This is a genomic window from Dyella choica, assembly GCF_003977665.1.
Classification (GTDB): Bacteria; Pseudomonadota; Gammaproteobacteria; order Xanthomonadales; family Rhodanobacteraceae; genus Dyella_B; species Dyella_B choica.
Genome location: NZ_RYYV01000003.1, coordinates 253175 through 266056, shown reverse-complemented (window position 1 = coordinate 266056; position 12882 = coordinate 253175). Strand labels below are relative to the sequence as shown.

Sequence of the window (12882 nt, the reverse complement as noted above, 5' to 3'; positions counted from 1 at the left end):
AAAAGCTCAACCAGTGGATAAGAGTAGCAGGTGCCGAAAACGCATCGGGCCGGCATGGCCGGCCCGATCGAGTGCGCCTCTAATTGAGCAAAGGTCAGCTGATCTTTTCCAGCAACTGCTTCGCCATGTCCCGCTGCATCTGGGTGCCTTCGTGGATCACTTCTTCAAGCATCGCGCGAGCGCCGTCCGGGTCGCCCATGTCGAGGTAGGCACGCGCCAGGTCAAGCTTGGTGTCGACCGGATCATCGTGCAGTTCGCCGAAAGCGTCGTGCTCGGTGTGCCCGGCGTGGGCAGTGTGCCCAGGGTGGGCGGCGTGCCCGGCCTGCGGCTCGTCGGCCAGCTCTTCGTCGAACTTCCAGGTGGAAACCGGCTCCTCTTCCGGCTCATGGATCGACGGCGCGGCGCCTTTGGTCACCGGCTCGGGCTGGTGAGGGGTCAGGTCGAAGTCGAAATGGTATTCACTGACCTTGGCGGGCTGCGGCGCCGGGCTCTTGGCCGGGGCAGCCGGCTCTGCAGCCGGCGGATGGCCATAGCTGTCCAGATCGAAATGATGCACCGGCTCGCGTACGGACGTAGCGTCGGCGGCCACTTCGGCGAACAGCGGATGGCCTGGCGCCAGGTCGCGCCCCATGTGCACCACGTCCTGCCATTCCGGCTGGTTCGGATCGGTGATGTGCGCATGCATGGCTTCCGCGGAGGCTTCGAAATGCTCCACGTCGCGACGGGTGTAGTACAGGCTCACCAGCTCCAGATGCAAGCCGATGTCGTCGGGCTGCTCAGCCAGCTGGTCGAGCAGCTCGTCCTGATCCGGATCGGAACCGGGCTGATCGCCCTCTTCTGCCGTGCCGAAGCGATCGGCCAGCGAGCCGCCCTTGGACGGTACGGCGGTCTTCGGTGGCTTGGTCGTGGACTTGCCGCGACGCGACAGCAGTACGCCCACGAGGCCCAGCACGATGACACCAGCGCCTGCGGCCCAGGCCCAGGTCTCCATATACCAGGGCTGCTCTTCCAGCGCCGGTGTCGGTACATGGTGAGGCTGGACTGTCGGCTTGGGCTTTGCCGGGGCGTTCAGTGGGGTGGTGACTACGCCGTGTTCTGCACCCGCCGCAGCAGCCGGCGGCGTGACCGGCTTGGCGGCGCTCGACGCGGCAGCCACAGTCGGAGCAGGCGCAGCAGCTGGATGCGGTTCCGAAACGGGTGCAGGCGGTGCCACCGGCTTGTTCGCAGCCACCGGCGCCGGCGTCGGTGCCGGCGCAGCGGGGACCGTGGCGGCCGGCTTGCTCGCCTCTTTGCGGGCCTCCGCGAGCTGCTTCTGCAGGTCGGCGATCTGGTTGTCTTTCAATGCCAGCAAGCGCTGGTTCTTGGTGTTGAGGTCTTCCAGATCTTTCAGGCGCGACTTCAACTCGCTGCTCTGCTGCTGCAATGAGGCGAGCGTTTCCTGGCTGCGCTGCAGTTGCTGGCGCACGGCGGCATTGGCGCCGCCCTTGCCGCTGGTGCCGCCGGCCGCCTGGCCTTCGCTGCCCGGTGGCGTCAGCGCCAGACGATCGGCATTGCTGTTGGCAGTCGGGGCAACGGAAGTGTTTTCGCGCGTACCGCCGGCTGCGACGGCGACCGGCGTACTGGTGCCATTGCGCCAATCGGCGTTCTGCTGCTGCACCGTCGCGGCGGCGACAGCGGCGGCGGTGGCCAGCGCGTCGTCGCGTGACGGAACGCGCAGGACCACACCAGCCTTCAGGGCATTGATGTTGTCACGGTAAAAGGCATTCGGATTGGCGGACTTCAACGCCAGCATCATCTGGTCGACGTTGACGCCGGACGGCGTAACTTCGGCGGCGATATGCGAGAGCGTGGCGCCCTTCTCAACCGGACCAATCTGGCCGTTCTTCACTTCGGCTGCGGCGGCGCGGGCCGGCGCTGCACGGTGCGGCGCGGGAGCGCTGGCGGTATTGGCGGGGGCCGACGTGCCGCCTGCCGGCGCGCGATGGCGGGCCGGTGTGCTACTGGCGGCCGCCTGCTCCACCTTGGTCGGCGGATCAAGCAGGATCGCGAATTCGCGCACGCTGCTGCCGGTGCTGCTGTTCACCTCCACCAGCAGATCCAGATAGGGATCGTCCACCGCATTGCTGCTGGTGACACGGATCACCTTGTGGCCGTTTTCGTCCACAACGTTGAATTGCAAGGGAATGCTCGGGCGCTGGCCGCCGGCCTTGCTGAAGGCATCGTTGGAGGCAAGCTGGGCACTCAGGCTTTGCAGCTCCGCCGGGGTGGCCTGGGTCACGGGTATGTCGACCAGCAGGGGCTGTCCCAGCGCCGACTTGACGTGCGCTTGACCGAGTTCCACGGCGGCTGCCTGACCGCTGCCCAGCGCGAGCGCCAGCAGTATCGACAGCTTCAACGAACGATTCATTGCTTGGCTCCCCCGAGACACCCCGGACACTTTACCGAAACGGCACCGCAGCTTGCGGCACCTTCCTCTTGAAAGGCGTCACTTTAGTTAGATAAGCATCAATCAACAATACCAGATTTGCCCGCCCAAGCTTTTGCAAGGCGTTTTCTTTGCCTGGCGTGACGGCCGTCAATGCGCGGCGGCGGGTGCCTTGGGACCTTCCTGCGCCGCCTTGAGCTGCCGGCGCAGCTCGGCGATGGTGCGGTCCTGCTGCTCAAGCCGGCCCGCCGCCTCCTGGCTGGCGGACTCCTGCTGGCTTACGTCGTGCTGTAAACGCTGCACCTCGGACTGGTGCTGGGCCACCCGCTGATTGGCCGTCTCCACCTGGCGGGCGGTATCGTTAGACGATTGGGCAAAAAGATTCGAAACCAGTAGACAGCCCAGCAAAACCAATCCAAAGCGTTGCATTACAGATAGTCCTCGATCAGCAGTTCCGCGATCTGCACAGCATTGAGCGCGGCGCCCTTGCGGATATTGTCGGCCACCACCCATAGGTCAAGGCCGTGCTCGTGCGAGATGTCCTCGCGGATGCGGCCCACGTACACCGGATCCTGCCCCGCCGCGTCGCCCACCGGAGTGGGATAGCCGCCGGCCTTGCGCTCGTCCTGCACCACCACGCCCGGCGCCTGTTCCAGCAGCTCGCGCGCCTGTTCGGCGGTGATCTTGTCGCGCGTTTCGATGTGCACGGCCTCGGAGTGGCCGTAGAAAACCGGTACGCGTACCGCAGTGGGGTTCACCTGGATGGATTCGTCCTCCAGGATTTTGCGCGTCTCCCACACCATCTTCATTTCTTCCTTGGTGTAGCCGTTAGCCTGGAATTCGTCGATGTGCGGGATCACGTTGAAGGCGATCTGCTTGGGGAACTTGGACTTTTCCACGTCCTGAAAATTGAGCAGCGCGGCGGTCTGCTTGCCCAGTTCCTCCATGCCCGAACGGCCGGCGCCCGACACCGACTGGTACGTGGCCACATTGATGCGCTCGATGCCCACGGCGCGATGGATCGGCGCCAGCGCTACCAGCATCTGCATAGTGGAGCAATTGGGGTTGGCGATGATGCCGCGCGTGGTGTACTGCGCAATCGCATGCGGATTGACCTCGCTCACCACCAGCGGGATGTCGTCCTGGTAGCGGAATTCGGAGGTGTTGTCGATCACTACGGCACCCGCAGCGGCGGCACGTGGCGCATGCACGCGGCTTACCGAGCCGCCGGCCGAGAAGAAGGCGATGTCCACGCCTTTGAAGTCGTAGTCATCCAGGTTTTGCACGGTGATCTGTTTTCCGGCGAACTCCACCTTGCTGCCGGCCGAACGCTCGCTAGCCAGCGGCACCAGCTCGCTGACCGGGAATTCGCGCTGGGCCAGGATGCTCAGCAGGGTCTCGCCTACGGCGCCGGTGGCGCCCACCATTGCTACCTTGTAGCTACTCTTCTTGCTCATCGCTTAGGTCACTTTAACCGTCATGGGTTGGCTGGGTTGAGAGATCACCGCCCGGCCAAACCCCAAGCCAGGGAATCTAGCCTGGGCGGCGTGCGAACGGCACGGCACAGCTCTGCTGACGTGAGATGCATCACGTTTTCGCTTCATGTCCGCCCACCGGCTTCGGGGTTGAGCCATGAACGGGGACGTCCCGCGTCAGGTCCATAGCCCAACGCTGCCAGCAGATTATCGGCTGCCAATTGCGCCATCGCACGGCGCGTATCGGCGCTGGCGCTGGCGAGATGGGGGCTAAGCACGGCGTTGTCGAGTTCGCGTAAGCCCGGGAGCACGGCCGGCTCGCCCTCGAATACGTCGAGCCCGGCCGCAGCCAGGCGGCCTTCGCGCAAAGCCGTGGCCAGCGCCGCATCATCGACGATGCCGCCGCGAGCGATGTTCACCAGCACGGCCGTGGGCTTCATCAAGGCCAGTTCGGCTGCGCCAATGGCATGATGGCTCTGTGCGCTGTACGGCAGCGCCAGCATCAAATGATCGGCGCGCCGCAGCAGCTCAGCTTTTTCCACCCAGGCAGCGCGACAATCGTGCTCGATGGCGGCCGACAGACGCGAACGATTGTGGTAGAGCACCGGCATGCCGAAGCCGTAGGCGCGACGCGCAATCGCCTGCCCGATGCGCCCCATGCCGAGGATGCCCAGCGTCTTGCCGTGCACGTCCAGACCCAGCCAATCGTCAAAGCGCATGTCGCCGCGCCAGTTGCCTGCGCGCAACCAGCGCTCGGCGCTGCTTACCCGCCTGGCCGCGGCCAACAACAAGGCCCAGGCATAGTCGGCGGTGGTTTCATTGAGTACGTCGGGCGTATTGGTGGCAAAAATGCCGGCCGCCGTCAGCGCGGGCACGTCGAGGTTGTTGTAGCCCACGGCAAGATTGGCGATCGCACGCAGCCGCCGGTTGCCGGCGATCACTTCGCCATCGATGCGATCGCTCAGGCCGATAATGGCGCCATCGACGCCCGCAAGCTTTTGGCGCAACTGGGCCGCCGTATGCCTGCGCTCGCTGGTTTCCGCCTGCACATGGACATACCGGGCCAAATGGTCCAGTACCTCGGGAAAGAGCGGACGGGAAACCCAGACCTTGTGTGACTTGCTCATGCCGATCAACTACCGTGGGGCGCTAGTCGCCTGCCGCCCAAGCATGGGCCTGCAGGTTCCTCTTCATCAGGGAAGGCGCGGTTTTATCTCACCCACGTCGCCGCACTGCGCGCGATGGCGCAGTGCATGGTCCATCAACACCAGCGCCATCATCGCCTCGGCGATGGGGGTGGCGCGGATGCCGACGCAGGGATCATGACGCCCCTTGGTCACCACTTCGACCGGCTCGCCGGCCAGGTTCACGCTATGGCCGGGAATAAGAATGCTGGAAGTGGGCTTGAGCGCAATCGAGGCGCGTACCACCTGCCCCGTACTGATGCCGCCCAGAATGCCACCGGCATGATTGGACGTAAAGCCGTCCATATGCATTTCGTCGCGATGCTGGCTGCCGTGCTGCGTGACCACCTCGAAGCCATCACCGATCTCCACGCCCTTCACCGCATTGATCGACATCAGTGCGGCGGCGAGATCGCCGTCCAGCTTGCCGTAGATCGGCTCGCCCCAGCCAGGCGGCACGCCTTCGGCTTCCACATTGACGCGCGCACCGACCGAATCGCCGGACTTGCGCAGCGCGTCCATGTATTTCTCCAGTTGCTGGACTTGCGGCTCGTGCGGCCAGAAGAACGGATTGCGTTCCACTGCATCCCAATCGAAGCCCTGCGGAGCGACCTCGCCCAACCGGGCCAGATAGCCGCGAATGCGCACGCCATGGCGCTCGGCCAGCCACTTCTTGGCTATCACCGCAGCCGCCACGCGCATGGTGGTCTCGCGGGCCGACGAACGCCCGCCGCCGCGCGGATCGCGGATGCCGTATTTCTGCCAATAGGTGTAATCGGCATGACCAGGCCGGAAGGTCTGCGCGATGTCGCCGTAGTCCTTGCTGCGCTGATCGGTGTTGCGGATCAGCAAGGCGATCGGCGTGCCGGTCGTGCTGCCCTCGTAGACACCGGAAAGAATCTCCACCTCATCGGCCTCCTTGCGCTGCGAGGTATGCCGGCTGCGGCCGGTGGCGCGCCGGTCCAGATCCATGCGGAACTCCTCCTCCGCAATCGCCAGCCCCGGCGGGCAGCCGTCGACCACGCAGCCGATGGCCGGTCCGTGGCTTTCGCCGAAGGTGGTGACGGTGAAGAGCTTGCCGGTGGAATTGCTGGACACGTGGGAACCGATGGCGATGGGACTGGGCCGGCCTCAGCCTGGCGCGGCTTTGCATCTTGCCATGGCCGGGGGCTTTACGCTTATGAGGCGTCGGCGTATAGGCGTCTTCAACCCCAACCTATCCGCGGCTGCGCTCGAGCGCTACCGCATGAATGGCATCGGCATGCTCGATCAGATCGCGTCGCTCCAAGGCGAATACGCCCATCTGGCCGACCTTGAACTCGATCCATACGAACGGCACCTCCGGCAACAAGGCCGTCAAGGCCTGCTCGCTCTCGCCCACTTCCACGATCAGCAAGCCGTCTTCGGTGAGGTGGTCGACGGCTTCATCGAGGATGCGCAGGCAGGCATCAAGGCCGTCCTCGCCGGAAGTGAGGCCCAGCTTGGGCTCATGGCTGTATTCGCCAGGCAGCGCGGCGTATTCGTCTTCGGTGACGTAAGGCGGGTTGGAGACGATCAGCTCGTACTTGCGGCCCTTGAGGCCCGCGAACAAATCGGAACGTATCACGTCCACACGCTCGCCGACGTGCTGGAACGCCACATTCTCGCGCGCCAGCGACAACGCATCGTCGCTGATATCGATAACGTCCACTTGCCAATGCGGGTTGTACGCGGCCATGGCGATGCCGATGCAGCCCGAACCGGTACACAGATCCAGCGCGCGCTCCACCTGCCGGCCATCCAGCCAGGGCGTAAAGCCGGCTTCGATCAGCTCGGCGATCGGCGACCGTGGCACCAGGGCGCGGCGGTCGCTCTTGAACTTCAGGCCCGCGAACCAGGTTTCGCCGACCAGATAAGCCACCGGTAGGCGTTCGCCGATGCGGCGTTCGATCAAGCTCAGCACGCGCAGGCGCTCTTCAGCGGTGAGCTTGCCGGCACCGTACGCCGGCGGAATATCCGGCGGCAGGTGCAGGCTGGCCAACACCAGGTGGGTGGCCTCGTCGATCGGGTTGTCGTGGCTGTGGCCGAAGGTGAGACCCGCCGCGGAAAAGCGGCTGGCGCCGTAGCGGATGAAGTCGATGATCGTTTCGAGTTCGGCAGTCACTTAGGGCAGGTCCGGCTTGGGGATTGTGAAGTATAGCGACTGCGCGTCACCCGGCTCATGCGCGCATGGCGCTCGCTCGTTCGGCAGGTCAACGGCAGGGCACGGACGTGCCCCAATCACATGGCCACCTTACCCCTGAGCCAATCGCGCTTGCCTGCGATCTCTTGAGCAAGCCCGCCTTCGCCAGGAATCGGCCCCATTCCTTATACTTGGCGGATGACCTTCAAGCTATTCCTGCAATACATCCTTCCCCACCGGGCCTTGTCGCGCGTGGTCTATTGGGCTACGCGCTGGACGTTCGCGCCGTGGAAGAATTTTCTGATCGGCCGGATCGTGCGCAGCTATCAGGTCGACATGGCCGAAGCGGCCCAACCGGATCCGTTTGCCTATTCCCATTTCAATGCGTTCTTTACGCGAAAGCTGCGCCCCGATGCCCGCCGGGCCGATACGGCTCCCGGCGCCCTAGTATCGCCGGCCGACGGCCGTATCAGCCAAGCAGGCACCCTCACCGATGGACGCATATTCCAGGCCAAAGGCCAGGAATACACCGCCGCCGAACTTTTGGGCGATGAGGCTGCCGCCGTGCCGTATCGCAATGGCCGCTTCGTCACCATTTACTTGTCGCCGCGCGATTACCACCGGGTACACATGCCTTTGCGCGGCATACTGAAGGAAACGGTGCATATTCCCGGACGCATCTTCAGTGTGGCGCCGTTTGCGGTGGATGCGATCCCGCGGCTGTTCGCGCGCAACGAACGCCTGGTGTGTCATTTCGAAGGCGAGCACGGGCCGTTCGTGGTGGTGATGGTAGGCGCGATCCTGGTGTCGTCCGTCGCCACCGTTTGGGATGGCCTGGTCATCCCGCCGTATGCACCGTCGGTTCGCCGCAAATCATTCACCGGGCAAAACATCGAGCTGGAGCGCTTCGCCGAGATGGCGCGCTTCAACATGGGCTCTACCGTGATCGTACTGTTGCCGGAGGGCACGGCCGAGCTGGACATGCTCAGCACGCAGCAGGTGATCAAGGTTGGCCAACGATTAGGTGAACTGCGTCACATTTAACGGCCCGAACCCACGTTCATGACAAGCCAGGTGTGCCGCGTTTTGACATTTGTCGTCATTTTGTGACGTTTTCGGCGCACTTCACCAAAACGCATCCGTTATCCTCTCGCTCACTCCGCAAGCACCCTTGCGGACTGTCCTACGAGGGGTCACATGCAGATTGTCACCCGCCTAATCGCGATGGGTCGCGCCCGGCTGTTGCACCGTCAATTCCGAAACATCGAGGGCAACATCTCGGCATTGCCGGCACGCGTGCGTGCCCGCCTGGCTGTTATGACACTGCGTGAAATCGGGCAAGCTTCCCGCTGCGAGTTCCCGCATCTGTACGGCACCGCCCCCGAACTGCGCTACGCGGCATGGGGCCAGGGCACCGAAATCGGATTCAGCCGCGCCAAATCGGACAACCCTGAAGTGGCGCTACGCGGCATCGCGTTGTGGCTGGCAGTGGCCTACCACGAAACCAAGGATTCTCCACACCCCAGCCTACAGCCGCAGCATCGCCAGGTGCTGCGTGTGCTGCGCGAGTTGCGCGATGCCACCGGCGAACAGTCGGAAACCATGGCCCAATGGATGCGCTCAGGCGCCGCCGCCTGAGCGTTCTTCGAAGCAGTAAAACCAACCCGGCTGAGCCAACGCGCCGCCGGCACGGCGAACTGCACCGCATGAAGGGGCGAGCGACGAGTAGCGAGGGCGTCCCAGCCTTTGCTCCCTGCCGCGGAATTATGGTGACTGACGAGGCGAACAAACGGATTGCTCCAGGCGGCGTCTGTTTCTAGCAACCTCGCTACTCGTCGCTCGGTCCTTGGATTGGCTGGGGTGCTGACCCCAACTGCCCCGTTTTTCGTCGTCGCACTGTTGCTGCATGTCGCTGGATGCTGCATTGCCTGCGGCGCTTTCGGTCGCAAGCGACCGAGTCACTTTTCTTTGCTGGCCCAAAGAAAAGTAACCCAAAGAAATGGCCTAAAAGGCTCTTGGCATGGGTAAAGTAACAGCCTGAACGTCCATCGCCAGATCGAAAATTGTTCGCCCCAGGTTCAACGCCCCCGCTATACCGCGAGGCGTCGAGGCGTTGAGGACTTAAGAGCAGGCAAGTCTCAGCAAGACTCAACCCGTCGGCACGCGCGCTTTAAGCCCTCAGTGCCTCGACGCCTCGCGGTATAGCGGCGCTGCAGAAGCTTGGCCCGCCATCGATCAAAGCATGGCGATATGGTTCAGGCTTGTAACCTGGGCAGTGCCGCACGCTCTTGAGGCCATTTCTTTGGGTTACTTTTCTTTGGGCCAGCAAAGAAAAGTGACTCGGTCCCTTTAGGGACCGAAAGCGCCGCAGGCAATGCAACCAGATACGACATGCAGCAACAGTGCGGGAACGAAAAACGGGGGATGTTGGGGGTTCACCCCCAACGGCGCCCCTACCGGCAACTGGGCAGCTTCAACACCTGCCCCGCCTTCACGTGATTGAACTTGAGGTTGTTCATGCGCGCGACCTCCGTTTCACTGCTGCAGCCGCCGTGCTTGCGCACGATGCTTCCCAAAGTATCGCCGCGGCGCACCGTATAACGCACAACGGGATCCGTCGCAGCCGGCGGATTGGGAAACACCGGCACTACCGCGCCATGCAGATCACTCGCCAGGATCGGCCATGGGCCATCCACGCAGCGCGCCGCGTAGACATTCTCCAGTGACTTGGGTATCCGCACCGAGGTGCCGACCGGCTGCTCCTGCTGCGGGTCGAGCCGCGGGTTGAGATTGCGCAGGGTCCGGAACCAGCCTTGCGGCATGTCGTTGAAGGAACCCAGGCATACGGTCAGCTCCGAAAGGGACGCGGTGCGCTTGAGGGTGACGTTGCCCTGCTGCCCGTCCACGCGCGGGAAGCGCAGGTTGTAGCTGTCCGGATGCAGGAATAGCCAGGCAGCCGCCAGTACCGACGGCACGTAATCACGCGTTTCCTGCGAAAGCTGCGCATAGATGCGCGGATCGTAGAAACTCACCGAGGTGTTGTCGCCGACCAGGCGTCGCATGCGTCCCTCGCCGCCATTGTAGGCCGCCAGGGTCAGTTCGAGATTGTCGTTGAAGGCTTTCAGCTGCTCGTTGACGTATTCGGCATTCGCCCTCGCGGACTCCGTCGGATCGAAGCGCAGATCGAAACCATCCTGGTCGGACAATCCAAAACGGATACCGGTGGCATACATGAACTGCAGCGGCCCGGCGGCGCCGGAACGCGACACCGCATGCACCTTCCCACCGGATTCCTTGGCCATGATGCCGAACAGCAAGGCCTCGGGCAGCCCTTCGCTCTGGTATTGCGGCCACATCTGCTGGCGCAGGAACTGATAATTGACGTAGGCCTCCGTCAGATTGCCTCGCCACTGCGTCAGCCACATCTCCAGCGCGGCCTTCACCGGACCGTTCATGGCGATCAATTCGGAAAGCTGATGTCCGCGCAGCAGCGTTACGCTGCGTTGCGCTTCCGGCAGGCTGCTTGCCCCGGCCTGGCCGGCCAAGGGCGCCAGCGGCGGGCCGCTGGCTTCCTCGTCCGGCGCCTGGTCGCCGATGAAACTGCCATCCTTCAGGCGCAACAGGTGATCGAACACCGAAAAGAACCGTTGCGAGTCGCAGCCGGGAGTAACGCCGCAATGCGCGGCGGCATCGCGCAGCTGGTCGAGCGAAGCGTCCAGGGTTTTCTGCGCTCCTTGCGTATCACCGGCGCGCGTCTGCTGCAGCGCGGTTTCGTAACTGCGGCTGGCCTGGTCGAGCTGGCCGTAAAGCGTGGTCAGCGAAGCCGGCGGAGGCTTGGGGGTGACGCTGCCGTTCGTGGAGGCGCAGCCAGCCAGCAGCACCAAGGCCGCCACCAAGGAGACCACACGAACAGAACGAAGAACGGCACGATAAGGCATGTCTGGCTACACCGGGTACTTAAGAGCGCAGCCTTGACCCGGCTGCGCGGGCAGACTCAAAACACGTTCTTGTCGATGTTGCGCGGCCGTTTCGAAACCGCACGCCTACACCGTTAAAATCGAGCCCCAGTCCTTGGAGGCCTTCATGCCAGACATTGGCAGCAAACGCAACCACTGTTTGCAGGAAACGGCCATGGCTCACCTCGCTGTTTGCTTGACCGCGTCCCGATGCGCTCCGGCATTCTGGCCGAAAACCTGTCCACTTCATCCAACCCGGAACCCCATCCTGCCATGACCCGCTGGCGCCCCCCTGCTCCACGCTCCACCGCAATCATCACCCGCGAAGGCTTTGAAAGGCTCAAGAGCGAACTCGATCACCTTTGGCATACCCTGCGCCCCGAAGTGGTCAAGGCGCTGGCTGCCGCGGCGGCCGAAGGCGATCGTTCGGAAAACGCCGAATACACCTATCGCAAGAAGCAGCTTGGCGAGATCGACCGTCGCGTGCGCTACCTCAGCAAACGCATCCCCTCCCTGAAAGTCGCCGAAGGCGCACCGGCCGATCGTGGAACGGTGTTCTTCGGCGCCGTGATCGAACTAGAGAACGTCCAGAGCGGCGAGACGGCACGCTATCGCATCGTCGGGCCGGACGAGACGGATGCGAAGCTTGGCTGGATCAGCATCGATTCGCCGCTGGCGCGCGCTGCATTGAAGAAAAAGCTGGACGATGAATTCGAGGCGGAGTTGCCAGGCGGACCTACCCGGTTCGCGGTGATCGGCGTGGAATATGCCGACGCGGAGAAACTGTAGGCTGGGATGACAATCCCAGCATTGCCATGCATGCAACCGCGCGATGCTGGGATTGGCATCCCAGCCTACCCTTCGATTCGAAGCGGCGAGGGGTAAGTACGCCCCTCGCGCAACGGCTGATAGCAAGCGGCATCGCGATGAAACGCCTCCTGCCCGTTATCCGCATGCCACCCTGGGATACCCGACAACGGCAACGGCCGCAGTTCCTGCGGATCACGCAGCCAACGCGCACTGGCAATCGCGTCCGCGCAACATGCGATGGCATCCGCACTGTCGACGCCCTCTTCCACCATCACCGCCAGCGCTTTACCCACCAGCAGCTTGCCCGGCGTCAACGCATGCTCAAGCAACGCGTGGCCGAACACCTCCACGGCGATCGAACCGTCCAGCCACGCCGAACGATGCCGCCAGAACAGGCCGTGCCAATCATGCCGGTCCCATAGCTGCAGCAAGCGCGGTTCCTTGACGAGCACGATCACACCTGCCTCGTCGAAATGCGTTTGCGCACATTGCGGGCGCGAACGCTCACGCCGCCCGACCTGCGCGATTTCAGCCATCTGCTGGCGATTGAGCGCACGCTTGAGCTGTGCATAACGTAGCCAGATCACGGCATTGAACAAGTCGTGCCAGTTGCCTTCACGCGTAGCGATCAGGCCGTGAGCGGCGATGCGCTCTTCGTAGTGCAGCCCGTCGTCAAGCAATTCTCGTGTCTGCGCCACGAATCGCTCCTGCGCATTCGATGGCCAGCGCGCGTTGAGTTCGTCGATCGACGGCCATCGTGGTCCATGCAGCCAAACTGCGAATTCTCCCCACGCGCTTAACGGCGCATGCGTAAAGACGTCTGGTTTGATTGCTTCGCGCGTTGGTGCGACGTAACGCATGAGCAGACACG

General features: G+C 63.5%; 11 protein-coding genes. 3 read left to right on the top strand and 8 right to left on the bottom strand.

The annotated features are described in order from the left end of the window. Positions 1–94 precede the first annotated feature (94 nt). The 6 genes from EKH80_RS05600 to prmB form a co-directional block, all read right to left on the bottom strand. Complete coding sequence (locus tag EKH80_RS05600) at positions 95–2407, bottom strand: motility hub landmark protein FimV (protein WP_126683740.1); 2313 nt, start codon at positions 2405–2407, stop codon at positions 95–97. A 168-nt stretch (positions 2408–2575) separates the two neighbouring features. Beyond that, on the bottom strand, positions 2576–2854 hold the full coding sequence (locus tag EKH80_RS05595; protein WP_230473445.1) for a hypothetical protein: 279 nt from the start codon (positions 2852–2854) through the stop codon (positions 2576–2578). Further along, a complete protein-coding gene (locus tag EKH80_RS05590; protein ID WP_126683739.1) occupies positions 2854–3882 on the bottom strand; it encodes an aspartate-semialdehyde dehydrogenase in 1029 nt (342 codons plus the stop codon). The genes EKH80_RS05595 and EKH80_RS05590 overlap by 1 nt, the downstream gene beginning before the upstream one ends. Positions 3883–4025: 143 nt before the next feature. Further along, a complete protein-coding gene (locus EKH80_RS05585) occupies positions 4026–5027 on the bottom strand; it encodes a 2-hydroxyacid dehydrogenase (protein WP_126683738.1) in 1002 nt (333 codons plus the stop codon). Positions 5028–5093: 66 nt separating this feature from the next. After that, a complete protein-coding gene (aroC, locus tag EKH80_RS05580; protein ID WP_126683737.1) occupies positions 5094–6182 on the bottom strand; it encodes a chorismate synthase in 1089 nt (362 codons plus the stop codon). 118 nt (positions 6183–6300) lie between these two features. Beyond that, complete coding sequence (gene prmB / locus EKH80_RS05575; RefSeq protein ID WP_126683736.1) at positions 6301–7227, bottom strand: 50S ribosomal protein L3 N(5)-glutamine methyltransferase; 927 nt, start codon at positions 7225–7227, stop codon at positions 6301–6303. A 216-nt stretch (positions 7228–7443) separates the two neighbouring features. On the opposite strand from prmB, the gene asd reads away from it, so the two are divergent. Next, positions 7444–8289, top strand: a complete 846-nt coding sequence (asd, locus tag EKH80_RS05570) for an archaetidylserine decarboxylase (protein WP_126683735.1) — start codon at positions 7444–7446, stop codon at positions 8287–8289. Between the two features lie 153 nt (positions 8290–8442). After that, positions 8443–8883, top strand: coding sequence for a hypothetical protein (locus EKH80_RS05565; RefSeq protein ID WP_126683734.1), 441 nt, complete (start codon positions 8443–8445; stop codon positions 8881–8883). A gap of 815 nt (positions 8884–9698) precedes the next feature. Here the strand turns inward: EKH80_RS05565 and EKH80_RS05560 are convergent. Further along, a complete protein-coding gene (locus EKH80_RS05560; RefSeq protein WP_126683733.1) occupies positions 9699–11183 on the bottom strand; it encodes a transglycosylase SLT domain-containing protein in 1485 nt (494 codons plus the stop codon). A gap of 291 nt (positions 11184–11474) precedes the next feature. Here EKH80_RS05560 and greB point away from each other — a divergent pair, with 291 nt between their 5' ends. Beyond that, positions 11475–11990 carry a transcription elongation factor GreB gene (gene greB, locus EKH80_RS05555; protein ID WP_126683732.1) on the top strand — a complete coding sequence of 172 codons (516 nt, stop codon included), beginning with the start codon at positions 11475–11477 and terminating at the stop codon, positions 11988–11990. A gap of 65 nt (positions 11991–12055) precedes the next feature. Here greB and EKH80_RS05550 read toward each other — a convergent pair whose 3' ends face one another. Beyond that, complete coding sequence (locus EKH80_RS05550) at positions 12056–12871, bottom strand: DUF3025 domain-containing protein (protein WP_126683731.1); 816 nt, start codon at positions 12869–12871, stop codon at positions 12056–12058. Positions 12872–12882 lie beyond the last annotated feature (11 nt).